Source organism: Vannielia sp. SX4 (assembly GCF_052828525.1).
The window spans coordinates 4,120,641-4,144,496 of the sequence record NZ_CM128247.1 but is presented as its reverse complement, the minus strand read 5'-3'; the positions used below and the strand labels follow the sequence as shown (position 1 = coordinate 4,144,496).

Genomic DNA, 23,856 nt, shown 5'->3' with positions numbered 1-23,856 from the left:
CGGGGGAGCGGGTGAAAAACGGCAAGCCCCACGCCACGGCACGCTGGCGCCGGCTCGACCGGCCCGGCGAAGACACCTGCCGCCTCGTCGAGGAGCCCGGCGGCTGGATGCTCTGCGGCCACGCCCGCTACGACCACGGCGGCCAGCGCACCGCGCTGGATTACGTGGTGCGCTGCAATGCCGGATGGGAGACGCAGTCAGCCGATGTGACCGGCCTCATGGGCGGGCAGGAGGTCGCCTGGCGGCTGCTGAAAGGCCCGACCGGCTGGTGCCTCGGCGATGCGCCGGGCCAGCTCGAGGACTGCGTCGATATCGACCTCGCCTTCACCCCCGCCACCAACCTCCTGCCGCTCCGCAGGCTCGCCTTCGAAGGCACCGAGGAGGTGGCCGCCGCCTGGTTCCGCGAAGAGGAGAACGGCACGCTCACCCGGCTTCCCCAGCGCTACACCCAAAAGGGCGCGGGCCGCTTCACCTATGCCTCCCCCGGCTTCGAGGCCGATCTTCAGGTGCATCCCACCGGCTTCGTCACCAGTTACCCCGGCCTCTGGGAGGGCACCGTCGATGTGGGGTGAGCGGCTCATCGCGCGACTGGCGGTCTGCGCCGCTGTCACCCTCTTCGCTCTCGCGCTCGGCCGCGACAAGCTTGATGCGTGGGTTGAAGCCACTGTCCTGCCGCCGCTGGTGGCCGAAACCTCCCCAGAGGTGCTCGCCCGCGACGGCACGCTGCTGCGGGCATACACCGTCTCCGATGGCCGCTGGCGGCTGCACACCACGTTGGCCGAGGTCGACCCGCGCTATGTCGACATGCTGCTGGCCTATGAAGACAAGCGTTTCCGTACGCATCCGGGGGTGGACTGGCGCGCCACCCTGAGGGCCGTGGGGCAGGCGGTCTGGAACGGCAAGGTCATCTCCGGCGGCTCCACGCTCTCCATGCAGGTCGCCCGCATACTCGAAGATGGCTCGACCGGGCAGTGGCAAGGCAAGATCCGGCAGGTCCGCCTTGCGCTGGCGATGGAGCGGCGGCTGGGCAAGGACGCGATCCTCGAACTCTACCTCAACCGCGCCCCCTTCGGCGGCAACCTAGAAGGCGTTCGCGCGGCCTCGCTCGCCTACTTCGGCAAGGAACCCCGCCGCCTCACCCCCGCAGAGGCAGCGCTGCTGGTCGCCCTGCCGCAGTCGCCCGAGCGCCGCCGCCCCGACCGCGCCAACGATGCAGCCACCGCCGCCCGCGGGCGCGTGCTCGACCGGATGGTGGGCAAAGGCCTGCTCACCGCGCCCGAGGCGCGCGCCGCTCTGCGAGACTCGGTGCCCGCCCGCCGCCGCGACTTCCCGGCCCTCGCACCCCATCTCTCCGATCACCTGCTGGCCCAAAACCCCATCGGCACCCGCCACCTCACCACCATCGACAAGCGCCTCCAGCAGGCGCTCGAACCGCTCGCCGCGCAGACCGCCCGCGAGATCGGCGAGACCATTTCCGTCGCTGTCGTCGTGGCCGACCACCAGACCGGTGAAATCCTCGCCACCGTCGGCTCGGCGGGCTACCTCGACGACAGCCGCGCCGGCTGGGTCGACATGACCCGCGCCTTCCGCTCCCCCGGCTCGGCGCTCAAACCGCTGGTCTACGGCCTCGCCTTCGACCAAGGGCTGGCCCACCCCGAAACGCTGATCGAAGATCGGCCCATGGCCTTCGGCAGCTACGCGCCGCAGAACTTTGACAACCACTATCGCGGCACCATCCGCCTCTCCGAGGCGCTGCGGCAATCGTTGAACATCCCCGTGGTGCAACTTACCGAGGCCCTCACGCCCGAGCGGCTGCTGGCCCATATGCGCCGCGCCGGGATGGAGCCCAAGCTGCCGCAGGGCCGCCCCGGCCTCGCCGTGGCGCTCGGCGGCCTCGGCGTCACTCTGACTGACCTCACCCAGCTCTACGCCGCCATCGCCCGCGGCGGCGAAAGCATCGCCCTCTCCGCCGCCCAAAGCCCGCACCGCGCCGCGCCCCGGCGCGTGCTCTCCCCCGAGGCGGCCTGGCAGGTGACCCATATCCTCGCCCAGCTCACCCCGCCGCCCCGCGCCTCCCATGGCCCGATGGCGTGGAAAACCGGCACCAGCTACGGCCACCGCGATGCTTGGGCCGTGGGCTATGACGCGCGGCACGTGGTGGGCGTGTGGATTGGCCGGGCCGATGGCACGCCGGTGCCCGGTGCCTTCGGCGCGGGCATCGCCGGCCCGCTGCTCTTTGCCAGCTTCGACCGGCTGAAAGATACCCGCGAGGCCTTTGCCCCGCCACCACCCTCGGTGCTGCTGGTCTCCAACGGCGAGCTGCCCCAGCCGCTCCGCCACTTCGCCTCCCGCTCCGCCGCCCTCTCCACCACCGCCCCCGGCGCCCCCAAGCTCGCCTACCCGCCCGACGGGGCCGAGCTGGAAACCGGCGGCGCGCTGGTGGTCAAACTCCGCGATGGCCGCCCACCCTTCACCCTCCTCGCCAATGGCGCCCCTCTGGCCACCGGCCTGCGCGCCCGCGAGGCCCAGTTCGACTGGTCCGCCCCCGGCTACCTGCAACTCACCGTGATTGACGCTTCGGGCGCCACCGCCCGATCCTCCATCCGGGTGCTGGATTGAGAGGATCGGCCAGAAGAGATTTTGGTGGATATTTGAAGCAAGAAAATGAAGCAGGGCGCACTCAGCCTCATTTTCCGGCTACAATGCCTCCACCACCCTGCCCGCAGCTTGCGCGATGCCGGGGCAGGGCGTAGGGAAGGGAAACATCCCTCAGGAGGCTCCCCATGCAGACTGCCACTGCCGATGCACCCCTCGCCCACAACCGCCTGCCCGACGATCGCCTGATCGTGGCGCTCGATGTGCCCAACGCGGTGCAGGGGCTCGAGCTGGCCGGGCAGCTGAACGCGGCGGTGAGCTTTTACAAGATCGGGCTCGGGATGCTCTGCGGCGGCGGCATGGCGCTGGCCAACGAGCTGAAGCAGGAGCACGGCAAGCGCATCTTCCTCGACATGAAGCTTTTCGACATCGGCGCCACCGTGGAGGCCGCCGTGCGCGGAATCGCCCAGTTCGAGCTCGATTTTCTCACCGTCCACGGCGACCCGCATGTGGTTCGGGCGGCGCAAGAGGGTAAGGGCGGCACCGACCTGCAAATCCTCGCAGTGACCATCCTCACCTCGCTCGACCGGGCCGATCTGGATGCCGGGCTGGTCCGCGCGGGCGACGTGGCCGAGATCGTCACCGAACGCGCCGCCAAGGCCTTCGAGGCAGGGGCTGACGGGGTCATCGCCTCGCCGCACGAGGCCGCCGCCATCCGGGCGTTGCCTCAGGCTGAAGGCAAGCTCATCGTCACCCCCGGCGTGCGCCCCACCGGCAGCGCCAAGGGCGACCAGAAGCGCATCGCCACGCCCGCTTTCGCGGTGGAGCAGGGGGCCGACCACATCGTGGTGGGCCGTCCGGTGTGGCAGGCCGAAAACCCCGATGCCGCGGCGCGCGCCATCGTGGCCGAGCTGCCCTGAGCCCGGCTCTTACTGCCCGAAACAGCTGAAGCTCTCCGGGTCGATCCCGCCGCTTTCACCCCGCCGGGTGTAAAAGAGCGTCCAGCTCTGGCCCATGCCGCCTTCAACACCGGCCACGCCGTAGCTCAGGCCGCACACATCTTCACCGCGCTCGCCACAGGCATGGCGCAGCGCCAGCGGTTGGCCCGAGACCGTGCCGAACAGGGTCATGTCGGCCAGAAAATCGGCCACCTGCCAGCCGCCCTCCGACGGCTCGCTCTCGAGGTAACAGCCATCGTCCTGCATGGGGGCGGCGGCATGGGCCATCACTGCACGCAATGCCGCGCGGGTGGCGTCATCATCGTGGCCATCGGCCTGCGCCGCGAGCCACCAGCCCATGCCGCAGACGCCGAGCACCACGCCCAGCAAGGCCGCCCACTTCGTCATTTGACCTCCCAGAACCAAATCTGCTTGGCCTTGTTGCGGTCGCTCAGGTCGCCGCTGTCCTCGGCATCCTCCCGCAACGCCATCGAGCCGTCACCGGAGCAGTGGGAGCCGTTCCACAGGTCGATATGGTCGCCCGAGCGATTGGCAAAGCTCTGCAGCTTTCCACTCGGCAGGCTGCGCTGCCAGTAGTCTTTGAAAAAGACGAACCCGGTGCGCCCGTCGAGGGTTTTCTGATACTCCGCCGGGTCGATCTTTTCGCGGCGTCCCATACCGCCATAGGGCACACCGGCAAGCCAGTTGCCCACGTCTTCGGCGCGAATCGCGTGTTTGTGGTTGGTATCTTTCTTGTCGCCCCAGCATTTCGTGCCGCGGAAGCCCTTGAGCTTCAGCCCCTGTTCCATCAGCGCATGGGTGAACCTGATCGCGCATTGGTTCGTGAAGGGGCCATCGCAGGGGTCTGAAAACGCGGGGTAATTGTCCCACAGGGTTTTGAAGGTCACACCACCGGTGCCAAGGATATTGGGCATCGTACAATCTCCATCTGTTTAAACAGTCTCAAGCCGCTTGAAAAAATCGCGGCACTGCCTCCTCAAATGACGTGAGGCACAAGCTCAAAATACCGCATCATCAACTTTGGCGATACCTGCGGACGCAAAAGTCGCCCCGCCGGGCAGGTTTCAGCGCGGCGGGGCAAGGGCAGATCAATAGGCGATGGTGAACACCTCGCCCCGGTGTTTTGGCGCTTCGAGCTCGTCGACCAGAGCCACTGCGTAATCCTCGGCGCTGATCCGGCTCTCTCCGGCTTCGTCAGAGAGCAGCACATCGCCGCCGAGGCGGAATGTGCCGGTTCGCTCACCCGGTGCGATCAGGGCGGCGGGGGCAAAGAAGGTCCACGCCACGCCGCTGTACGGCAGGGTCTCCTTGAACGCCTTCATGCCGGTTGCCTCTGGCAGGATCTCCGGCGGCAGGTTGGGCAGCAGCGGCGAGCCGTCCGGCAGGTTCAGCGTGCCCGCGCCGCCAACGACCATCAGCGGCACGCCCGCCGCCTTCGCCCCCGCAACCGCGCCCGCGCCGATCGCGGCCATCTCGCTCACCGCATCGCCGGTGCTGCGCGGGCTGACGGTGGTGACGATCACATCCACCCCCTCAGCCGCTGCCGCCACCGCCGCGCCATCGGTCACGTCCAGCGCCACAGCCTTCGCGCCATCAGGCAAGGCAATCTTCTCTGGGCTCCGGCTCGCCGCCCGCACGCTGTGTCCGCGCTCGGCTGCCTCTTTCAGGATCCGGCTCCCGATCATGCCGCTTGCGCCGATCAAAAGGATGTTCATCTGTCTCACTCCGTAGTAGGTTACTATTGAGAACCTACTTACGCAGCAGAACCGGAGGGCGGGAGAGGCATTCTCCCGTCACATGGTTACCCCGGTGTTACCCCCAAAAAGGAGCCGCCCCGATGAACATGCAGGCCCGCCGCCGCATCTCCTACGCCTGCCCCATGCGCGATGTGCTCGACCGCATCGGCGATGCATGGTCGCTGCTGGTGATGCTCGAGCTGATGAACGGCCCCTGCCGCTTCAACGCGCTAGCGAGGGTGGTCGATGGCATCTCCCGCCGGATGCTCACCGTAACCCTGCGTAACCTCGAGCGTGACGGGCTGGTGAGCCGCGAGGTTCTGCCCACATCGCCGCCCTCGGTGGAATATGCACTCACCCCGCTGGGCCTCTCGCTGCAATCGGCCCTCGTCGCCCTGCGCGACTGGGCGGTGGAGCATCAGCCGGCGATCAACACCAACCGCCGCGCCTTCGACGCCCGCGAAGAGGCCTGATAAACGCAAAAGGGCCGCCCGAAGGCGGCCCCTGCAATTTCGCGGACAGGCCGGTCAGCCCTCGTTGATGTCCTCGTCAAAGGTCTGCACCTGGCGGCCCTTGCCGCCGAAGGTCTTGTAGCAGATCACCCAGGCCACCACCGAGACGACCGCAAAGAACAGCGCGAGCCAAGCCAGGTTGCCGCCAAAGGTGATCCCCACGGCGAGCAGGATACCGGTGATCGCCGCGCCGATGGCAAAACCGACGAAGATGAAACCGGGCGCGAAGAGTTCGAGGATCGCCAGCACGACCGCCAGCGCAAGCCACGCCCACCATGTGGTGAAAAGCTCGGTCATTTCGCGACCCCCCGCAGCATCTTGAAGGCGTTGCCGAAGGCTTCCATCGCGTCAGCCGGCACGATGATCGTCTGCTTGCCGTTGCCCTCACCCAGCGCGGTCAGGCTCTCCACCTGCTTCAGCGCAATCTGGTACTGGGCGGCCTCGATGCCGTTGTCTTGAATCGCCGCCGCCACAACGCCCGTTGCATAGGCTTCGGCGTCGGCCTGCACCCGGCGGGCCTTGGCCTTCTGCTCGGCGGCATAAAGCTCGGCGTCCGATTGCAGCTCGACCGCGCGGCGTTTGCCCTCGGCCTCGGTCACCTGCGCCCGGCGGGCCCGCTCTGCGTTCAGCTGCTGAAGCATCGCTGCGCGGGTCGCCTCGTCTAGGTTCACGTCGAGAATCTCGGCCCGGGTCACTTCAATGCCCCAGTCATCCACCGCGCTCTCGACCAGCTGCTTGATCGAGGAGATCAGCGCCGAGCGGTTCGATTGCACCTCGTCCAGCTCCATCTTGCCGATTTCCGAGCGCACGATACCGGCCACCGTGGTCGCAATCGCGCCATCCACGTCGCGGATCCGGTACACCGTCTTTTCCGGCTGGAGGATGCGGTAGAACACGCTGGTTTCCACCTGCACCAGCACGTTGTCCGCGGTGATCGCATCCTGGCTGGAGTTCGGCAGCTGCCGCTCCAGAATGCTCACCTTGTGCCGCACCCGGTCGATGAACGGCACGATCAGGTTGATCCCCGGCCCAAGCACGCTTTTCAGCCGCCCGAACCGCTCAACCACATACTTCTCCGACTGCGGAACAATCCGCACGCCGAGAAAGATCGAAATGATGACAAACAGCGCCAGCAGGCCGACCACAATGGTGCCGCCGCCGATGCCCGGAAGAAAATCCATCAGGTTCATGACTAAATCCTGTAACTAACTGCCCCTGCCACATCACATATGGGGAGTGATCACGCCGTTTTGAAGGCTTTTCCGAATCACCCACGCCCGTCACGGCGCAAGCGTGGCCAGCCGGACACGGCCCACGATGCATTGACAATCAAGGCCGCGCGGCCCCTTCTTGCGCCACTTCAACCCGACGGTCGCCCGCCTCCCGCCAGCTCCATCCCCGTCGTCTTTCCCGGAGCTGACCCATGCCACACACCACCCTCGCCGCAGCCTTCGCCGAAAAGCCGATGGCCCCGCTTGAAGACATCGCCCGCATGGCCGGCACCTCCGTGGCCGAGGTGCTGCACAACCTGCCGGGCGGCGAGGCCACCTGCATCGCGGGCAGCCATTTCATCGAAATCATGCAGGAGATGCGCAGCTGGGGCGAGGTCACCTTCATCGTCAACACCGGCGACGTGGTGCTCGAGGTGAAAGCGCCTATCCCCGATGGCTCCGAGGGGCGCGGCTATTACAACCTCTCCGGCAAACCCTTGCATGGCCACCTCAAGATCGACGCCTGCGAAACCATCGCCTTCGTCTCCCGTGAGATGATGGGGCGGCTCGGCCACTCGGTGCAGTTCTACAGCTTCGACGGCAACTGCATGTTCAAGGTCTACCTCGGCCGCGACGAGAACCGCGCGTTCCTGCCCGGGCAGGAGGCGGCCTTCGCCAAGCTGCGCGACCGCATGGCAGCAGGCTGATCGCGGCCTCTTGGGCGGGGCGGCCAGCCGCGCTAGATTATGCGCCGAAAGGTGCCCCATGCCCGCCCTCTGCCGCGATTGCCTCACCCCGTTCGAGACCGGCCCCCGCTGCCCCGCCTGCCGCTCGCCACGCGTTGCGGCCCACCCCGAGCTGTTCTCGCTCTCCATCGCCCATATGGATTGTGACGCCTTCTATGCCTCCGTCGAAAAGCGCGACAATCCGGAGCTGGCCGCCAAGCCGGTGATCATCGGCGGCGGCAAGCGGGGCGTGGTTTCTACCGCGTGCTACATCGCCCGGATCAAGGGCGTGCGCTCGGCCATGCCCATGTTCCAGGCGCTCAAGCTCTGCCCCGAAGCGGTGGTGGTGCGGCCCCGGATGGAGGTCTACGTCGAGGTGTCGCGCCAGATCCGCGCGATGATGGAGGAGTTGACCCCATCCATCGAGCCGCTCTCGCTCGACGAGGCCTTCATGGATCTCACCGGCACCGCCCGCCTCCACGGTCACCCGCCTGCCATCATGCTGGCCCGGCTGGTGAAACGGATGAAGGCCGAGCTGGGCGTCACCGGCTCCATCGGCCTCAGCCACAACAAGTTCCTCGCCAAGATCGCCTCCGATCTCGACAAGCCGCAGGGCTTTTCCGTGATCGGCGAGTCGGAGACGGAGGAGTTCCTGCGCGACAAGCCGGTGCGGATGATCTGGGGCGTCGGGCAGGCCTTCCAATCCTCGCTGGAGGGCGCGGGCATCCGCACCTTCGCTGACCTCCGCCGCTGGGATCAGAAAGACCTCGCCGCCCGTTTCGGCTCCTCCGGCGCCCGCCTCTGGCACCTCGCCCGCGGGCAAGACAAGCGCCGCGTCAGCCGCGACTCCGGCCTGAAATCCATCAGCAACGAAACGACCTTTTTCGAAGACACCGCCAGCGCCGACATTCTCGACGGCCACATCTGGCGCCTCTCCGAGAAGGTCTCCGCTCGCGCCAAGGCCAAGGAGTTGTCTGGCCGCACCGTGACGCTCAAGCTCAAGACCGCCAAGTTCAAGCTGTTGACCCGCCGCACCACCCTGCGCGAGCCAACCCAGATCGCAGACAAGATCTACCGCACCGCCCGCGAACTCTTCGACCATGCCGGAAATGATGGCCCCTTCCGTCTGATCGGCGTGGGCCTGTCCGACCTCGCACCCGAGGCCGCCGCCGACCTCTCCGGCGACCTGCTCGATCCCGGTGCCGGGACCCGCGCCAAGGCCGAACGCGCAACCGACGCGATCCGCGCCCGCTTCGGCAAGGACGCGATCCTGAAGGGCAGGGCGCTCCGCTAGGATTCCTTGATGGGCCGAAGAGCGCGCCTCAAGGGCTGGACTTACCCCCACGGAACCCGCACCATTCCCTTATGCGCGTTTCAATCGCCCTCTGCCTCATCGCCCTTCCCGCCGCGGCGCAAGACAGGCCTCCGCCCACGCCGGGCGATCCCGACGATTTCGTGCGCTACATCTTCGAGACCAACGCCTGCGTGATGACCGAGGACCAGTTGCTGAAGACCTACCAGGAGGCCGGTTATGGGCTGATGGGCGCCAACAACGCCGTCATAGCTGTTTCGGCGCGCGAGGATATCGAAGTGCTGTCGCGCAACCCGTTCCGCTACCGCTACTTCGGGTCCGATTTCTGCGGCTTCTGAGCGCCTAGTTCTCCAGCTTCACGATTGTCCCCTGCGCCGCCGCGCAGAGCTTCTCCTCGCCGTCCACCACCGCAAAGATATCGCAGCGGGTCACCGCCTGCCGCCGCCCGTGGCCCACCACCTCGGCGCGGGCCACCAACCGTTCGCCCACGCCGGGCCGGATGTAGTTGATCTTGATCTCCGAGGTGATCACCGGCCCCAGCACCGACCCGCCCACGAAGGTCAGCGCCATGTCGGCCAGCGTGGCGATCACACCGCCGTGCGCGATCCCCATGTGCTGAGTCAGCTCCTCCCGCATCAGCGTCGAAAATTCGCAGCGCCCCTCACCGAACTCCACCAACTCGGCCCCGACCATCTTGGAAAACGGCTGCGCATCGAGAATCGCCTGCGCCTGTTCGCGTGGAAGCATCGGCTCCTCCTCTGCCTGACTGCAAAGGAGCATGCGCCCGTGGGCCGGGCGGTCAAACCTTACGTCACGTCCCGGTGGGTTACTCGGCCGCCAACGGCATCGCCGTGTTGCCCCGTCCGATCTCGGCGATCTCGGCCACCACGGCGGAGAGCCGGGCACGGACCTCGTCGAACTGCGGCGCAGGCTCGATCCGCGCCTCGTCCATGTAGAGCGAGCGGTCGATCTCGACCTGCACCGCATGCTGGCCGCGGGTCGGGCGGCCATAGCTCTGTGCCACATAGGCCCCGGCAAAGGGCGCATTCCGCGCCACCCTGAAGCCCGCCCGGGCAAAGGCCGACTCCACAAGGTCCATGATCTCGGCGCTGCAGGCGGCGCCAAAGCGGTCGCCCAGCACGATCTCGGGCAAGCGCCGGTTGCCCTTGCGGCTCCCCGCAGCGTCGATCGCCTCATGCGGCATCGAGTGGCAGTCGATCAGAACCGCCTGGCCAAACTCGGCGCGGGCCTCGTCGATTTCCCGCTGCAAGGCGCGGTGATAGGGCCGCCAGACCTCGGCAATCCGGCCCTGCGCCTCCTCCAGCGTGATCTTGCCCCGGTAAATCGCCCGCCCGCCGGCCACAACGCGCGGAATCACCCCCAGCCCGGAGCTGACCCGCGGATTGTGGGTCACCGTAGCCACACCGCGAATGAGCGCGGGGTCCAGCTCGTCCGCCGAGCGGTTGAGGTCGATGTAGGCACGCGGCGCCAAGGCCGCGATCAGCGGCGCACCATGCTCCGGCGCAGCGCTGAAAAGCTGGTCTACAAAGGCATCTTCGGAGCTGCGGATGCTGCGCTCGTCAAGCACAGAGGCCCGCAGAAAAGCCCAAGGGTAGGCCGCGCCCGAGTGCGGCGAGGCAAAGACGGCGCCCGTGGTCCGCACCACCGGCCGCTCGATCCGATATGCCTTTTCCGCCGTCGTGCTCATGGCCCAAACTATAGCGGCAAATCACGGCGTGCCAAAAGCCCTTGAACCGCGCGCAGCTTCACTTTATACGCACCGCACCGACGCGGACCGCCCCGCGTCTTTTGCTTTGAGAACGGGGCGATTCGAGGAGGGACGGGCGATTAGCTCAGCGGTAGAGCACTTCGTTGACATCGAAGGGGTCACTGGTTCGATCCCAGTATCGCCCACCATATGAGCCGACCCTTCCGGGGTCATTGTTGAACCTGGCACCCAACTGCCGCGTTAGGGGCCGCAAGAGAGGAAAGAGACGATGAAAGTTCGCAACTCGCTCCGCTCGCTGAAAAACCGGCACCGGGATTGCCGTATCGTGCGCCGTAAAGGCCGCGTCTACGTGATCAACAAGACCCAGCGCCGCTTCAAGGCCCGTCAGGGCTAAGCGTTTCAGCGCGTTAAAACGGAAGGGCCGCCCAAGTAAGGCGGCCTTTTTGTTTGTCATGCCTGCGCACGGCAGCCGCTCAAACCTTGCTCACCGCGTTGCCCCCATCCGCAAACAGCGCCGCCCCGGTCACAAAGCTGGCTTCCTCCGAGAGCAGGAACAGCGCCGCGCGGGCAATCTCTTCGGGTTTGGCCAGCCGCTTCATCGCGTGCAGCCCCTTGGCGAAGTCGATGAATGCCGGGTCATCACCCGCCATCTCGGTGAGCGTCCCGCCCGGCAGCAGCGCGTTCGCCCTGATCCCCTCCGCGCCATGCTCCGCCGCCAGCCCCTTCGCCAGCCCGATCACCCCCGCCTTGGCCGCGCCATAAGCCGCCATACCCGGCAGGCCTGAGGAGGTGCCGACAAAGCTCGCCGTAAACAGCAGCGCACCGCCCCCGGCACGCCGCAGCGCCGGAACCTGCGCCTTCGCGCCATGGAACGCCGCATCCAGATTGGTGGCCATGACAGCCCGCCAATTGGCCTCTTTCATTTCCTCCACCGGCCCCATCTCGCCCACCATGCCCGCGTTGTTGAAAGCCCCGTGCAGCGCGCCAAACCGAGCCTCGGCCAGTGCCACCAATTCCCCGGCAAAGCCCGGGTCGGTCACATCGCCCGCAGCCCAGGCCGCGCCGCCGCCCCCTGCCTCGATCTCCCCCGCCAGCGCCTCCAACCGCTCGGCACGCCGTGCGCCCAGCACCACCGCCGCGCCCTCCGCCGCCGCCAGCCGCGCCGTCGCCGCCCCGATGCCCGAGCTGGCTCCGGTGATCAGTATCGTCTTTCCTGCAAATCGCATGTTCCGGTCTCCTTTTCTGGATGACCGGACCTTCCCGCACCGCCCGCGCCGCGCCGACCCGAAGCCTGCGCCTTACCGACCCGTTTCCTGCGCCTCCCGCCCGCTCATGCCGGCTCCCACAGCTCGATCGGGTTGCCTTCCGGGTCGTTCAGCCACGCAAACTGCCCGTTCGGGTAGCTCTCCGGGTCACGCCGCACCTCGATCCCGGCGGCCTCCAACTGCGCGATCATCGCATTGAGGTCGCGCACCCGGAAGTTCAGCATGAACGCCTTCTCAGCGTTGCCAAAATACTCCGTGACCTTCTCGAACGGGGCAAACACCGTTGCGCCCGCCTCCTGCTCCCATGGCGGCGTGTCATAATCGCCGGGCACCGGGGAGATGCCCAGATGGGTCTCGTACCACGCCGCCAGCGCCTTCGGGTCCTCGGACCTGAAGAAGAACCCGCCGATACCGCTGACCTTCTCCATGTCCTTCCTCCCTCTGTGTCGCTGTTACTCGCGAATGATCCTGATGCCCGCGTCGGCGAGCATCCGGCTCACCGTCGCCTCGTCCAGAAAGCCGGTCACCTCAAGCTCCCGGTCCCGCTGGAACCGGCGGATCGCGCGGCGGGTCTGCTGGTCGAACTCGCCATCAGTCGGCCCCGGCTCCAGCCCGAGTTGAGCCAGCCGCCGCTCCACAAGCACCTTGGTGAACTGCGGCAGCCTCAGCGCCTCCTCGCGGGCGCGGGCCTCCTGCCGGTCCGGGCTGGCCTCTTCGGTCAGCTTGGCAATCTGCGCCCGCGCTTCCTCGGCAAAGGCGCCCTTGGGATAGGCCACGAGGTAGTTGCGATAGCTCGCCACCGTGTTGGCGTTCACCGCCACATCCCACGCGGCGCGGTCCTGCGCGGCGGCCTCGCGGCGCTTGTCTTCCTCGATGATCGAGAGCTGCTCCTGCGCGATCTCGCTGTAAATCCCGTCTGGGTATTTCTTGAGGTAAACCCGCAGGCCCGCCTCGTCGCCCGCCGCGCCCGTCACCTCCCAATAAGCCCGGTCGGCGCGCTCGGCCTCCAGCCGCCGCCGCTCGGCCTCGGCCTCCAGCTCGGCGCTGCGCCGCTCGGCCTGTTCCCCAAGCCGGGTGATCTGTTGGCGGGTCAGGTAGGTCGAGGGTGGAAAGCCGTTCTTCTCCTGAAACGCCTTGATCGCGCCCCGCGTGCCGGGGCCGAAGATTCCGTCGATCCCGCGCGGGCGATAGTCGAGCACCGTCAGGTTGCGCTGGATCTGGCGGCGTTCGTCGCGGCTCAACTCCAGCGCCTCCTCCGCCTTGCGCTCGGCGCGGTAGGGCTCGGCCTCGATCTCAGCAATTGCCTTGCGGGCCTCATCGGCAAACTGGCCCAGCGGGTAGCGCGCGAGGTAGCCCAGATAGGCCTCCTTGCTGTCGGCATCCACTGCGCTCTCCCACACCGCGCGCTCCACCTCGGCGGCATCGGCCACCGGCGCATCGTCGGCGGGCTGCTCCGGGGTCTCCCCCTCGGGCCGCCAGATCGTCGCCGCCGAGAGGTAGCCCTCGCCGGTCACATCCTCCGAGGCGGCCAGCGCGGCAAGGGTCCGGCCTTCCTGTATCAGCGGCCCCACGGCAAAGGCCCCAACCTGCGCCGAGCGGCCCCGGATCACCGTGACCCCTTGCGGAATGTCCAGCACACCCAGCCCGGCCGATAGCCCAGGCCCCAGGTTCTCGGGCGCCGCGCCGCTGCCGATCAGCACCATCGACTGCCCCGGCACCTCTGCCGCGATCTCCAGCACGGTCGAGAGCGCCAGCCCTTGCCCTGCCACGGTGGCAAGGTTCGGAGCCTTCGCATCATCGGCCAAGAGCCATGTGTCGGAGCCAGAGCGCACAAAGCTGCCCGACAGGTGGATTACCAGCCGCCGCTCGCCCTCCACGCCTTCCAGAAACCGCGCCAACCCCTCGCGCATCAGCGCCGCCGTGGCCGGGCTGCCGCCGATCACCGTAAAGCCGGCGCCCTCGTAGGCGGCAGCCAGATCCGGCGCGCTGGCGCCAAAAATCCCGCGCCCGCCTTCGGGCTGCCCCAATATCAAGGCCCGGTCAGCCGTGGCTGGACCGGCGATCATCGCCAACGTCAGAAGGATTACCGATCTCATGCCCACCTCCCGGGCCGTTGGGTCGGCCCTAATCGTAGCTTCTCTGGTCGTCTATAACCTTGCCGTCTTTCGGCAGGCTTCCCAAGGGATGAATGCTGACCTCACCAGAAAGTTTCAGGATCTCGCGCACCGCGCTGGCCAGCGTGTCCTCGCTGCCACCCTCCGATTCGAAGGCCACTGCCATCACGTCGCGCTCGTCTTCGCGTGTCACCGTCACCCGCGCCTTCGCTGCGCCCACGCGGGAAACCAGCTCCGCCACCTGCTCGGGTCGCACGAACATGCCCTTGATCTTGGCGGTCTGGTCGGCCCGGCCCATCCAGCCCTTGATCCGGCCATTGGTGCGCCCGCAATCGCTCTCGCCCGGCAGCACGGCGCTCAGATCGCCGGTGGCAAAGCGGATCAGCGGGTAATCGGGGTTCAGTGTGGTCACCACAACCTCGCCCACCTCGCCTTCAGGCACCGGGTCGCCCGTGCCGGGGGTGACGATCTCCACGATTACCCCCTCGGCCACGATCAGCCCGCTCTCCGGGCTGCTTTCATAGGCGATGTTGCCCAGATCGGCGGTGGCATAGCATTGCAGGCAGGTGATCCCGCGCTCCGCGTACCACTCCCTGAGTGACGGAAACAGCGCGCCTCCCGAAACGGCAGCCCGCGTAATCCCCAGCGAAATCCCCATCTCGTCGGCCTTCTCGAGGATCACCTTCAGGTAATCCGGCGTGCCCGCATAGGCCGTCGCACCAAGGTCGGCGGCAGCCCGCACCTGAAGCTCAGTCTGCCCCGTGCCTGCCGGGATCACCGCCGCGCCCACCGCGCGGGCGCCATTGTCAAACATCATCCCCGCCGGTGTCAGATGGTAGGCAAAGCAGTTCTGCACCACGTCGCCTGCGCCGATGCCGAGCGCCCGGAGAAAGGGGCCAAACCGCCACCAGTCTTCCGCATCGGCCATCCCCGGCTCATAGATCGGGCCGGGAGACTGGAAGAGGTGGGTGAACCCGCTGGCCTCCACCGTTGTCAGCCCGCCCAAGGGCCGCCGCCCCGCCTGCGCCTCCATCAGCGCGCCCTTGCGCAGCACCGGCAGGGCGGCCAGCGCCTCCGCCGAGGTCACCGCGCCCGCATCCACGCCGGTCAGCGCGCCATAGCCCGGCAGGCCCTGTGCCCGCGCCACTTGCTTTGGCAGCGCCGTGGCCATGTCCGCCGCCCGCGCTTCTGCGCTCCGCCATTCCGGCCCGCTCTTCACCATTCCGTCCTCCTCAGGTTGCGCTTGGATGGGCGGTTTGCCGCCTCGGTTGCCCCGGCGGCAAGATAGCCGCTTTCTCCCCGCGACGCCCATGGCATAGTGCCAATGCGCGCGAGTGAACTTGTTTGAAGAAAGGCCCCGGCCTATGCCCCAGCTTGCCGCAACCTCCACCCGTCTGTCCGATGACTTCCTCGATGCCCGCATCGCCTTCTTGGAGGACGAGGCCATCATGGAGGCCGACTTCTCCGGCCTGCATTTCACCGGCTCCCGCGCGGTCAACCGCTTCTACGACCGGATAGAGGAGCGGATTGCCGAAACCGGTGAGGACAAGTGGTTCTTTCTCGTCAACTACTCCGACAACCGGATCGACCCTGAGGCCTGGATCGCCTTCGCCCGCCGGGGCAGGGCGTTGAACCTCGCCTACTCCATGGGGACCGTCCGCTTCGACGTGAGCGAGGTGACCCGCGCCCAGATCGAGCGCTCCGCCGGCACCGAGAACTTCGACGCCAACCTCCTGCCCGACCGTGAGAGTGCCCTCGCGCGGCTCAAGACCTTCCAGAGCACCCGCCAGCGCAAGATCGTCCACCAGCCCAGCCACACCCCCGAAGAGATCCGCCGCCGCATCTCCTTCCGGCCCGACGCGGTTGTGATGGAGGTCGATTTCTCCGATTTCACCTTCGCCAACGCCCGCGATGTCGATGATGTCTACGACCACATCGAGGACCGAATCCGCGAGACCGACCGCAAGTGGTTCTTCCTCGTGAATTACGAGAACTGCCGCATCGAGCCTGCCGCATGGGTCCGCTACGCCTCGCGCGGCAAGCGGCTCAACCTCGCGGCCTCGCTCGGCTCGGTCCGCTACGCACCCGGCAGCGAGACTGAGGCCGACATCCGCCTGCGCTCCGAGAGTCAGGATTTTGAGCCCAACATCCGCAACACGCGGGAAGAGGCCCTTGAGCGGATCGCCGAGATGCGGGCCGAAGCCGAAGCCTAGGGCGGGACTGCTCCCGCCAACCGCTACGCCAGCCACCTCTTGCGCCGCCGATAGCTCCGCACATCGCGGAAAGACTTGCGCCCTTCCTCGCTCATGCCGAGGTAGAACTCCTTCACATCCGGGTTCTCGCGCAGCTCCGCGGCAGGGCCATCCATCACGATGCGCCCCGATTCCAGAATGTAACCGTAATGGGCGAACCGCAGGGCGACGTTGGTGTTCTGCTCCGCGAGCAAAAAGGTCACCCCCTGCTCCTCGTTCAGCCGCTTCACGATCCCAAAAATCTGTTCCACCAGCTGCGGCGCCAGCCCCATGCTCGGCTCATCCAGCAAAATCGTCTCGGGCCGGCTCATCAGCGCGCGGCCGATCGCCACCATCTGCTGCTCCCCGCCCGAGGTATAGCCCGCCTGGCTCTTCCGCCGCTCCTTCAAGCGCGGGAAATAGTCGTAAACCATCTGCAAGTCGGCATCCGTGGCACCGCGCCCGTCGCGCCGGGTGTAGGCGCCGGTCAGCAGGTTCTCCTCCACGGTGAGGTGCTCAAAGCAATGCCGGCCCTCCATCACCTGAATCACCCCCGAGGTCACCTGCGCTGCCGGGTCATGACCGGTCAGCCGCTCGCCGCGATAGGTGATGCTCCCCTTGGTGATCTCGCCCCGCTCCGAGCGCAGCAGCCCGCTGATCGCCTTCAGCGTGGTGGTCTTGCCTGCGCCGTTGCCACCCAGCAGCGCGGTGATCCCGCCCTTTGGCACCTTCAGGCTGACCCCCTTCAGCACGAGGATCACGTGGTTGTAGATCACCTCGATGTTGTTGACCTCAAGCAGCGTCTCGCTCTCGGGTTTCGCGGCATCCAGCATCGCTCAGCTCTCCTCCGGGGCACGACCCGCCCCTTCATCTTGGCGAAAATACTCAAATTCCCCGGCCGCAACCTGCGCTGCGGCCGGGGAGGATGGGCTTACATGCAGCCCGCTTCGATTCCTGCCTCGGCGGCAAAGGCGGCGCTGTCTTCCTCGACGAGCGGGCCAATGACCTCCTGATCCGACTGGTAGTAATCGGTGATCAGGCTCCACGTGCCGGCGGCGGCATCCCACTGGGCCACGGCGCCATAGCCGTCCCCACCGTGGTTCTCGCAGCTCACCTTGAACTCGGGGCCAAAGCCCGGCAGGCCGAGGGCCTCCATCTTGGCTTCGGTGATCTCGAGGTTCTCCATGCCGTCACGCATCTGCGCCGGGGTGATGGCGGTCTCGCCGCTCATCTCCTGCGCGGTCTTGATCGCCTCGGCGGCAAGCATTGCGGCATACATGCCCCGGTTATAGAGCGCGGTGCCGAGCTGGTCGCCCGCGCCAGCAGCCATGCCCTTGTCGACCACATGGGTCTGAAGGTCGGCATAAACCGGGTAATCCTTGCCGAGGTTGTGGAAGGTCAGCGCCTTGTAGCCATTGGCCCCGTCACCGGCGGGCAGCACGTCATTCTCCGAGCCGGACCACCAGATGCCGATAAACTTGTCCATCGGGAAGCGGATGTTCACCGCCTCCTGAATGGCGACCTGGTTCATAACGCCCCAGCCCCACATGATCACGTAGTCGGGCCGGTCGCGGCGGATCTGCAGCCACTGGCTCTTCTGCTCCTGACCGGGGTGATCCACCGGCAGCAGGCTCAGCTCGTAGCCATGCTTCTCCGCCAGTTTCTCCAGCGTGCGGATCGGCTCCTTGCCGTAGGCCGAGTTGTGATAGACCAGCGCCACCTTCTTGCCGGTCAGGTCGCCGCCTTCCTGCTCCGCGATATGGGTGATCGCGTGGCTGGCGCCGTCCCAGTAGTTGGCCGGGTAGTTGAACACCCACGGAAAGACCGCGCCGTTCTTGGCCGAGGTCCGGCCATAGCCCATCGAGTGAATCGGGATACCATCGGCGGTGGCCTTGGGGATCAGCTGGTAGGTGATGCCGGTCGAGAGCGGCTGATACACCAGAACGCCCTCGCCCTTGGTCGACTCATAGCACTCCACACCCTTTTCGGTGTTGTAGCCGGTCTCGCATTCCACAAGGTTGATCTTCTCGCCGCCAACGCCGCCATCCCGCTCGTTGAGCAGGGTGAAGTAATCGGCATAGCCGTCAGCGAAAGGGATGCCGTTCGCCGCATAGGGGCCGGTGCGATAGCTGAGCGCCGACATGGTGATCTCTGCCATCGCCGGAGCGGCGGCCATCACCGCGCCAAGCGCCAGTGTTGCCAGTGTCTTCTTCATCGGGGTTCTCCTCCCTTGGTTGGTCCGATGTTGCGTTGCGCCGGGGTTGGGCCCCGGTCTCCTCCTCCTCGGCCCGTAGGTGGGCCAATCCGTCCCCCGCTTCCGCGGGTATCCTTGCGGTGGGGCAGCCCACCAATCCCCGCCCTAGTGCGGGAAGGGCCAGAGCCTCAGCTTCTCCTTCGCTACCCGCCACAGCTGCGCCAGCCCATGCGGCTCCGCGATCAGGAAGATGATGATGAGCGCACCCACGATCATGAACTCCAGATGCGCAGCCAGATCGGTCGGCCAGCCCAGCGTGCCGACCAGAATGTTCTTCAGCAGCACCGGCAACAGCACCAGAAAGGCCGCACCGGCAAACGACCCGAAGATCGAGCCGAGGCCCCCGATGATCACCATGAAGAGCACGAGGAAGCTCTTGTTGATGCCAAAGGCTTCCCCCACCTCGACCGCGCCGAGATAGACGGCAAAGAACAGCGCCCCCGCGATCCCGATAAAGAAGGACGAGACGGCAAAGGCACTCAGCTTGGCGGTCAGCGGGTTCACCCCGATGATCTCCGCGGCAATGTCCATGTCCCGGATGGCCATCCACTTCCGCCCCACCGTGCCCCGCGTCAGGTTGCGGGCGAGCCATGCGAGGATCACCACGAAGACAAGGCAGAAGAGGTACGAGGCCCAAGCTTCCGTATTGGCCCCCGTCACCTCGATCCCGAAAACCGTGCGCTCCGGCGCGCTGATCTGGCCCGAGGCGGAGTAATTGTAGAACCACGGCACCCGGTTGAAGAGCCAGACCAGAAAGAACTGGGCCGCCAGCGTCGCCACGGCGAGGTAGAACCCCTTGATCCGCAGGCTCGGCAACCCGAACAGAATGCCCACACCGGCCGTCACGCCGCCCGCAAGGATGACGTGGAAGAAGATGTTGATGTCCGGAAAGGCGGTCATCAACTTGTAACAGGCATAGGCTCCCACTGCCATGAAGCCCCCGGTGCCAAGGCTCACCTGCCCGCAGTATCCAGTCAGGATGTTCAGCCCGATAGCGGCGATGGCATAAATCAGGAACGGCAAGAAAACCGCGCTCACCCAGTAGTCGTTGATGATGAACGGCACGATCCCGAATGCGATCACCAGAACCGCGTAATACCGCCACCGGTCGAACCTGATAGGAAAGGTCTGGTTGTCGTCGGCATAACTCGTCTTGAAGTCGCCTGCCTCGCGGTAGAGCATCAGCCATTTCCTCCATTTCGGGACATTCCCGCCATCGGGGCGCCCAAGTTGTTTGTCTCCATTGCGGCAACAACCACAAAAGGCCCCGCCATGACCGAAAGCGCATCGACCACCCGGCAGCCCACCGCCGAGGACAACGCCGCCATCGAGGCCGCCGCCGCCGCGTTCCGGCTGCGCTCCGAGCTGGAGGGCCGCGAGCGCCGCGCGATGCGCCGTGAGGGCTTGCTGTGGGGGCTTTTCGAGGCCGTGGTGACCGGGTTGGCCAATGGCTTCGCCGCCATGCTGCCCTGGCTCTTCGGCGGCGCGGTCGTCGTGGTAGGCGCCGCATCGGTCTTCGGCATCTCGCTCAAGGCCGCCGCCATCCTGCTGGTCGTACTGGTCATCGGCCTCGCGGTTCTGGCCGTCGCTACCAACTGAGGCCGCGCACCGCGCGCTGCGCCCGCTCCGACATTTTCTTGCTTTCGAGACAATGCCGCCAACCGGCTGCCGCAATCTTTGTTCAAATTGCTTGCATCACCCGGCCACCCGGCCGCCCCGCAACCTGTCCAGAGAGCCCGAATGCCGGACGCGAAGAACCGCTTTGTCACCTTGCCGCCGCAGGCCCAGATCCAGCCATTGGACGAGCTGCCGGCGGAAGAGCAGGGCCGTGCGCCGCGCGAGGGCAGGCTGGGTCGCTGCATCGATTGCCTGCTCGGCACCTGCTCGGACATCGTCCGCGGGCTGATGCCGTATCTCATCGTCTCGGCGGTGCTGATCGTGGCCATCGCGGTCTTCTTCGGCGTCTCCACGCAGGCCGCCATTATCCTTCTGGGGCTGGGCGCCGTGGCGCTGGGCGTCTTCGTCGCCGCCACACAGGGATAGCCCCGCGCCCTCACGCGCCGGTCTCTCCGTTCGGTGCGTGCTCCGGCAGCACATGGCGCGGTGGCTTGGCATACCCGCTGCGCTCGCTCGCCCGGACTAGCCGCAAGTAGGCCCACAAGCCCACGCCCGCCCCGGCAGCTGCCAGCAGCAGCGCGATCATCATCTGCCGCGTGTCGGCAGGCTCCGTCGTCAGCGCGATGTAGCCAAAGGCCCAGAACCCGCCCCATGCGATTACGTTCAGCACGGCGATCAGCTTGGTCATGCGGCTACACCCTCTCGATGATCTTCTCGCCAAACAGCCCCTGTGGCCGGAAGACGAGGAAGACGAGGGCGAGCACATAGGCAAACCAGTTCTCCGTCGCCCCGCCCACCAGCGGCCCGATCAGGAACTCGAAGAGCTTCTCGCCCACACCGATGATAAGCCCGCCCACGATGGCGCCGGGGATCGAGGTGAAGCCGCCCAGCATCAGCACCGGCAGCGCCTTCAGCGCAATGAGCGAGAGCGAAAACTGCACGCCCGACTTGGTCCCCCACATGATCCCCGCCACCAGCGCCACGAAACCCGCGATGGCCCAGACCAGCACCCAGATGAACCGCAGGCTGATGCCCACGCTCAGCGCCGCCTGGTGATCGTCGGCAACCGCCCGCAGCGCCCGGCCTTGCTTGGTGTATTGCGAAAACAGCACCAGACCGGTCACCAGCAATGCCGCGATCACGGTCGCCACGATGTCGAGGTTGTCGATGAAGAACCCGTAGCCGAACCAGTTGAACGTGGTCTCGTCGATGCCAAGGTTGATCCCCTGCGGCAGCCCCACGTCGAGCTTCTTGATGTCGGAGCCCCACATCATGTCGCCCAGCCCTTCGAGAAAATAGGCCAGCCCGATGGTCGCCATGAACAGGATGATCGGCTCCTGATTCACCAGATGCTTCAGGATCAGCTGGTTCACCGCCCATGCGAAGGCCACCATCACCATCACCGTCCCGATGATCGCGACGAAGGCAGGCAGATGCCATCCGAAGTGGTGCACATCGGTCCCGAAGATCGCGTTGATCAGGTGGCTGAACGGCACCTGACCGTCCTGCAGGCCCACCAGTGTCATCGCCGCGAACAGCGCCATGACCCCCTGTGCGTAGTTGAAGATGCCGCTCGCCTTGAAGATCAGCACGAACCCCAGCGCGACGAGCGCATACATGACCCCGGCCATCAGCCCGTTCAGGGTGACTTCCATCGCAAACAGCAGCTGGTCAGGCATTTCCGGTCTCTCCTAGCATCTGTTCTGGTCCGAAGCCCGGTCGCTCACGTGGAGACGCACGGCTTCGACCCGTTCGTTGTGGCTGAAGCTGACGTAATGCGCCTTGCCAAGCAGCGGGCACTTGCGCAGGCGCGGGGCAACCGGGCTGCCGCCGTAGAGCTCGAAGCCCTCCGACGTCAGCGCATTCACAGGCCCCAGCCCCAGCTTCTCCCAGCGCATCGCCTCCGAGCCGTTGGCGGCGGGCAGGTGGAGGTAGCAGCTGAAGGCCTCCTCCGGCGTCTCGCCGCCCCACTCATCCATTCCGGCGCGGATCTCTCCGATCCCGGCCGGGGCTTCAAAGCTCACCGACCACTGCGGCGCGGCCAGCTTGTTCGGCTCCAGCAACTCCAGACCCGCCTGCTCCAGCGGCTCAGGGCTCTCGGCCTTGACCACCTCGATGCACAGCGCCAACGCCTCCCCGATCGCGGCAGGGTTGGCCCCCGCCGGCGCGGTCATCACCGCGAAGAAGAGCGCCAGAGCCTTCATCCCTCGCAGGCCCCGCTCACAGCGCCGCCCGAAAACACCGCCGTTCCCATGCTGAGCTCGTCACTCAGCGGCCCGTTCAGAATGAGCGCCACCGCGTTCGGGCCAACGCAGATGGTGGCGGCGATGTAGAGGTTGTCGCCAAAGGTCGAGCGATACTTGTCCACGGTGTTCACGCTGCGCAAAAAGTCCTCGGTGGTGCGGCTCAGCACGCTGGCCTGCTTGTCGCCCAACTCGCACACCCAATCCTCCCGGCTGTCCCGCCGCATCTGAAAGTGCGGCACCTTCGGCTCGCTGAGGATCGCCCCGGTCTCGTTTGCCTGCGCTCCGGTGGGGAGGCTCGGGCCGGTCGGGTCGCCGGTGGCGATGGCATGGGTGCAATAGGTGAGGTAGGCCTCCAGCACGTCCGGCGCCACCGCGCGCGCCGGAGCAGCGTTCAGCGCGGTTAACGCAAGTGTAAATCCGGTGAGTATGGCGCGCGTATGCATGGAATGTGCATCAGTTGTGCATCGGTTGTGCATATATCGTTTACGCACACGAACGGCGGTTAATCGGGCGATCTCTCTAATCATGTGCAACTCCCAGGTAAGCGTCGATGACGTCCTGATTGTTGCGCACTTCGTCGGGCGTGCCATCCCCGATCTTCTTGCCGTAATCCATCACGACCACCCGGTCGCTGAGATCCATGACAACGCCCATATCGTGTTCGATAAGCGCAATTGTCGTGCCATATTCGTCATTTACGTCGAGGATGAAGCGGCTCATGTCCTCCTTCTCCTCCACGTTCATCCCCGCCATCGGCTCGTCGAGCAGCAGCAGCTTGGGCTCCGCCGCGAGCGCGCGGCCCAGTTCGACGCGCTTTTTCAGGCCATAGGGCAGGCGGCCCACCGGGGTTTTGCGGATGTTCTGGATTTCGAGGAAGTCGATAATCTTTTCAACGGCCTCCCGGTTCGCCGTCTCTTCCTTCTGGGCCTTGCCCCACCACAGCGCCTGGCTCATCAGCCCGGCTTTCATGAAGCCAAGCCGCCCGGTCATGATGTTGTCGAGCACCGACATGCCCTCGAAGAGCGCAATGTTCTGAAATGTCCGGGCAATTCCCTGCCGCGCCACCTCGTAGGGCTTCATAGGCGGCCGCTTCGCGCCATGAAACCACACCTCGCCCTCCTGCGGGTTGTAGAAGCCGCTGATGACATTGAGCATGCTGGATTTTCCGGCCCCGTTCGGCCCGATGATCGCCCGGATCTCGCCCTCGCGGATATCGAACGAGATGTCCTTGATCGCCACCACCCCGCCAAACCGCAGCGTGATGTTCCTCATCTCCATCATCACCCCGCCAATCGTGCGACCGTCTGCGGTGGTGTAGCTGTCCTGCCCGTCAAGCATGGCCCAAGCCCC

Annotated in this window: 30 protein-coding genes and 1 tRNA gene; 12 read left to right on the top strand and 19 right to left on the bottom strand. The window is 66.3% G+C overall.

Going from position 1 to position 23,856, the window contains the following annotated elements; translation table 11 throughout:
* Positions 1-11 precede the first annotated feature (11 nt).
* The 3 genes from ACUXVX_RS20590 to pyrF all read left to right on the top strand — a co-directional run bounded on the left by ACUXVX_RS20590 (position 12) and on the right by pyrF (position 3,515).
* On the top strand, positions 12-572 hold the full coding sequence (locus tag ACUXVX_RS20590; protein WP_446309753.1) for a putative glycolipid-binding domain-containing protein: 561 nt from the start codon (positions 12-14) through the stop codon (positions 570-572).
* Entirely contained in the window at positions 562-2,619 is a 2,058-nt protein-coding gene (pbpC, locus tag ACUXVX_RS20585) for a penicillin-binding protein 1C (RefSeq protein WP_446309752.1), read from the top strand. Before ACUXVX_RS20590 ends, pbpC begins: the two co-directional genes overlap by 11 nt.
* 164 nt (positions 2,620-2,783) lie before the next feature.
* A complete protein-coding gene (gene pyrF, locus ACUXVX_RS20580; RefSeq protein ID WP_446309751.1) occupies positions 2,784-3,515 on the top strand; it encodes an orotidine-5'-phosphate decarboxylase in 732 nt (243 codons plus the stop codon).
* Positions 3,516-3,524: 9 nt separating this feature from the next.
* Here pyrF and ACUXVX_RS20575 read toward each other — a convergent pair whose 3' ends face one another.
* The 3 genes from ACUXVX_RS20575 to ACUXVX_RS20565 form a co-directional block, all read right to left on the bottom strand.
* Positions 3,525-3,941 carry a hypothetical protein gene (locus tag ACUXVX_RS20575; RefSeq protein WP_446309750.1) on the bottom strand — a complete coding sequence of 139 codons (417 nt, stop codon included), beginning with the start codon at positions 3,939-3,941 and terminating at the stop codon, positions 3,525-3,527.
* The gene (locus tag ACUXVX_RS20570; RefSeq protein ID WP_446309749.1) at positions 3,938-4,468 is read right to left on the bottom strand and encodes a type VI secretion system amidase effector protein Tae4; all 531 of its coding nucleotides are present in this window, start codon (positions 4,466-4,468) and stop codon (positions 3,938-3,940) included. Before ACUXVX_RS20570 ends, ACUXVX_RS20575 begins: the two co-directional genes overlap by 4 nt.
* A 174-nt stretch (positions 4,469-4,642) precedes the next feature.
* Positions 4,643-5,269, bottom strand: a complete 627-nt coding sequence (locus tag ACUXVX_RS20565) for an NAD(P)-dependent oxidoreductase (RefSeq protein WP_446309748.1) — start codon at positions 5,267-5,269, stop codon at positions 4,643-4,645.
* A gap of 122 nt (positions 5,270-5,391) precedes the next feature.
* Between ACUXVX_RS20565 and ACUXVX_RS20560 the strand changes: the two genes are divergently transcribed.
* A complete protein-coding gene (locus tag ACUXVX_RS20560) occupies positions 5,392-5,763 on the top strand; it encodes a winged helix-turn-helix transcriptional regulator (RefSeq protein WP_222496694.1) in 372 nt (123 codons plus the stop codon).
* 54 nt (positions 5,764-5,817) lie between these two features.
* Here ACUXVX_RS20560 and ACUXVX_RS20555 read toward each other — a convergent pair whose 3' ends face one another.
* Positions 5,818-6,099, bottom strand: coding sequence for an NfeD family protein (locus ACUXVX_RS20555; RefSeq protein WP_446309747.1), 282 nt, complete (start codon positions 6,097-6,099; stop codon positions 5,818-5,820).
* Complete coding sequence (locus tag ACUXVX_RS20550) at positions 6,096-6,992, bottom strand: SPFH domain-containing protein (protein WP_446309746.1); 897 nt, start codon at positions 6,990-6,992, stop codon at positions 6,096-6,098. The genes ACUXVX_RS20555 and ACUXVX_RS20550 overlap by 4 nt, the downstream gene beginning before the upstream one ends.
* 233 nt (positions 6,993-7,225) lie before the next feature.
* Here ACUXVX_RS20550 and hutX point away from each other — a divergent pair, with 233 nt between their 5' ends.
* The 3 genes from hutX to ACUXVX_RS20535 all read left to right on the top strand — a co-directional run bounded on the left by hutX (position 7,226) and on the right by ACUXVX_RS20535 (position 9,388).
* On the top strand, positions 7,226-7,720 hold the full coding sequence (hutX, locus tag ACUXVX_RS20545) for a heme utilization cystosolic carrier protein HutX (protein ID WP_446309745.1): 495 nt from the start codon (positions 7,226-7,228) through the stop codon (positions 7,718-7,720).
* 58 nt (positions 7,721-7,778) lie between these two features.
* The gene (locus ACUXVX_RS20540; protein ID WP_446309744.1) at positions 7,779-9,032 is read left to right on the top strand and encodes a DNA polymerase IV; all 1,254 of its coding nucleotides are present in this window, start codon (positions 7,779-7,781) and stop codon (positions 9,030-9,032) included.
* 71 nt (positions 9,033-9,103) lie between these two features.
* Positions 9,104-9,388 (top strand): hypothetical protein, encoded by a 285-nt coding sequence (locus ACUXVX_RS20535; RefSeq protein ID WP_446309743.1) that lies wholly within the window; start codon positions 9,104-9,106, stop codon positions 9,386-9,388.
* 4 nt (positions 9,389-9,392) lie between these two features.
* On the opposite strand, the gene ACUXVX_RS20530 is transcribed toward ACUXVX_RS20535, so the two are convergent.
* Positions 9,393-9,797 carry a PaaI family thioesterase gene (locus ACUXVX_RS20530; protein WP_446309742.1) on the bottom strand — a complete coding sequence of 135 codons (405 nt, stop codon included), beginning with the start codon at positions 9,795-9,797 and terminating at the stop codon, positions 9,393-9,395.
* 79 nt (positions 9,798-9,876) lie between these two features.
* Positions 9,877-10,758: an N-formylglutamate amidohydrolase gene (locus tag ACUXVX_RS20525; RefSeq protein ID WP_446309741.1), complete on the bottom strand. Its 882-nt coding sequence runs from the start codon at positions 10,756-10,758 to the stop codon at positions 9,877-9,879.
* A 134-nt stretch (positions 10,759-10,892) separates the two neighbouring features.
* Between ACUXVX_RS20525 and ACUXVX_RS20520 the strand changes: the two genes are divergently transcribed.
* A tRNA-Val gene (locus ACUXVX_RS20520) sits at positions 10,893-10,967 on the top strand.
* 80 nt (positions 10,968-11,047) lie between these two features.
* Positions 11,048-11,173: a type B 50S ribosomal protein L36 gene (gene ykgO / locus ACUXVX_RS20515; protein ID WP_039685556.1), complete on the top strand. Its 126-nt coding sequence runs from the start codon at positions 11,048-11,050 to the stop codon at positions 11,171-11,173.
* 79 nt (positions 11,174-11,252) lie between these two features.
* Here the strand turns inward: ykgO and ACUXVX_RS20510 are convergent, their stop codons facing one another.
* The 4 genes from ACUXVX_RS20510 to ACUXVX_RS20495 all read right to left on the bottom strand — a co-directional run bounded on the left by ACUXVX_RS20510 (position 11,253) and on the right by ACUXVX_RS20495 (position 15,380).
* Positions 11,253-12,005, bottom strand: coding sequence for an SDR family oxidoreductase (locus ACUXVX_RS20510; RefSeq protein WP_446309740.1), 753 nt, complete (start codon positions 12,003-12,005; stop codon positions 11,253-11,255).
* A 104-nt stretch (positions 12,006-12,109) separates the two neighbouring features.
* On the bottom strand, positions 12,110-12,472 hold the full coding sequence (locus tag ACUXVX_RS20505; RefSeq protein WP_446309739.1) for a VOC family protein: 363 nt from the start codon (positions 12,470-12,472) through the stop codon (positions 12,110-12,112).
* A 24-nt stretch (positions 12,473-12,496) separates the two neighbouring features.
* The gene (locus tag ACUXVX_RS20500; RefSeq protein ID WP_446309738.1) at positions 12,497-14,140 is read right to left on the bottom strand and encodes a peptidoglycan-binding domain-containing protein; all 1,644 of its coding nucleotides are present in this window, start codon (positions 14,138-14,140) and stop codon (positions 12,497-12,499) included.
* A 28-nt stretch (positions 14,141-14,168) separates the two neighbouring features.
* Positions 14,169-15,380, bottom strand: coding sequence for a phenylacetate--CoA ligase family protein (locus ACUXVX_RS20495; protein ID WP_446309737.1), 1,212 nt, complete (start codon positions 15,378-15,380; stop codon positions 14,169-14,171).
* Between the two features lie 142 nt (positions 15,381-15,522).
* On the opposite strand from ACUXVX_RS20495, the gene ACUXVX_RS20490 reads away from it, so the two are divergent.
* Entirely contained in the window at positions 15,523-16,371 is an 849-nt protein-coding gene (locus ACUXVX_RS20490) for a hypothetical protein (RefSeq protein WP_446309736.1), read from the top strand.
* Positions 16,372-16,394: 23 nt separating this feature from the next.
* Here ACUXVX_RS20490 and ACUXVX_RS20485 read toward each other — a convergent pair whose 3' ends face one another.
* The 3 genes from ACUXVX_RS20485 to ACUXVX_RS20475 form a co-directional block, all read right to left on the bottom strand.
* Positions 16,395-17,222: an ABC transporter ATP-binding protein gene (locus ACUXVX_RS20485; protein ID WP_222471842.1), complete on the bottom strand. Its 828-nt coding sequence runs from the start codon at positions 17,220-17,222 to the stop codon at positions 16,395-16,397.
* A gap of 98 nt (positions 17,223-17,320) precedes the next feature.
* Positions 17,321-18,604 (bottom strand): ABC transporter substrate-binding protein, encoded by a 1,284-nt coding sequence (locus tag ACUXVX_RS20480; protein WP_222471843.1) that lies wholly within the window; start codon positions 18,602-18,604, stop codon positions 17,321-17,323.
* Positions 18,605-18,748: 144 nt separating this feature from the next.
* Positions 18,749-19,825: a branched-chain amino acid ABC transporter permease gene (locus ACUXVX_RS20475; RefSeq protein WP_446309735.1), complete on the bottom strand. Its 1,077-nt coding sequence runs from the start codon at positions 19,823-19,825 to the stop codon at positions 18,749-18,751.
* Positions 19,826-19,915: 90 nt separating this feature from the next.
* Between ACUXVX_RS20475 and ACUXVX_RS20470 the strand changes: the two genes are divergently transcribed.
* Both ACUXVX_RS20470 and ACUXVX_RS20465 read left to right on the top strand, forming a co-directional pair.
* Positions 19,916-20,242 carry a hypothetical protein gene (locus ACUXVX_RS20470; protein ID WP_446309734.1) on the top strand — a complete coding sequence of 109 codons (327 nt, stop codon included), beginning with the start codon at positions 19,916-19,918 and terminating at the stop codon, positions 20,240-20,242.
* A gap of 141 nt (positions 20,243-20,383) precedes the next feature.
* The gene (locus tag ACUXVX_RS20465; RefSeq protein ID WP_222471846.1) at positions 20,384-20,686 is read left to right on the top strand and encodes a hypothetical protein; all 303 of its coding nucleotides are present in this window, start codon (positions 20,384-20,386) and stop codon (positions 20,684-20,686) included.
* 10 nt (positions 20,687-20,696) lie between these two features.
* On the opposite strand, the gene ACUXVX_RS20460 is transcribed toward ACUXVX_RS20465, so the two are convergent.
* The 5 genes from ACUXVX_RS20460 to ACUXVX_RS20440 all read right to left on the bottom strand — a co-directional run bounded on the left by ACUXVX_RS20460 (position 20,697) and on the right by ACUXVX_RS20440 (position 23,844).
* Positions 20,697-20,948 carry a hypothetical protein gene (locus ACUXVX_RS20460; RefSeq protein ID WP_446309733.1) on the bottom strand — a complete coding sequence of 84 codons (252 nt, stop codon included), beginning with the start codon at positions 20,946-20,948 and terminating at the stop codon, positions 20,697-20,699.
* 4 nt (positions 20,949-20,952) lie between these two features.
* The gene (locus tag ACUXVX_RS20455; protein ID WP_446309732.1) at positions 20,953-21,939 is read right to left on the bottom strand and encodes a branched-chain amino acid ABC transporter permease; all 987 of its coding nucleotides are present in this window, start codon (positions 21,937-21,939) and stop codon (positions 20,953-20,955) included.
* A 12-nt stretch (positions 21,940-21,951) separates the two neighbouring features.
* A complete protein-coding gene (locus ACUXVX_RS20450) occupies positions 21,952-22,464 on the bottom strand; it encodes a hypothetical protein (RefSeq protein ID WP_446309731.1) in 513 nt (170 codons plus the stop codon).
* Entirely contained in the window at positions 22,461-22,949 is a 489-nt protein-coding gene (locus ACUXVX_RS20445; RefSeq protein ID WP_446309730.1) for a hypothetical protein, read from the bottom strand. The genes ACUXVX_RS20450 and ACUXVX_RS20445 overlap by 4 nt, the downstream gene beginning before the upstream one ends.
* Before the next feature lie 76 nt (positions 22,950-23,025).
* Positions 23,026-23,844, bottom strand: a complete 819-nt coding sequence (locus ACUXVX_RS20440) for an ABC transporter ATP-binding protein (RefSeq protein ID WP_222496680.1) — start codon at positions 23,842-23,844, stop codon at positions 23,026-23,028.
* Between the last annotated feature and the right edge of the window lie 12 nt (positions 23,845-23,856).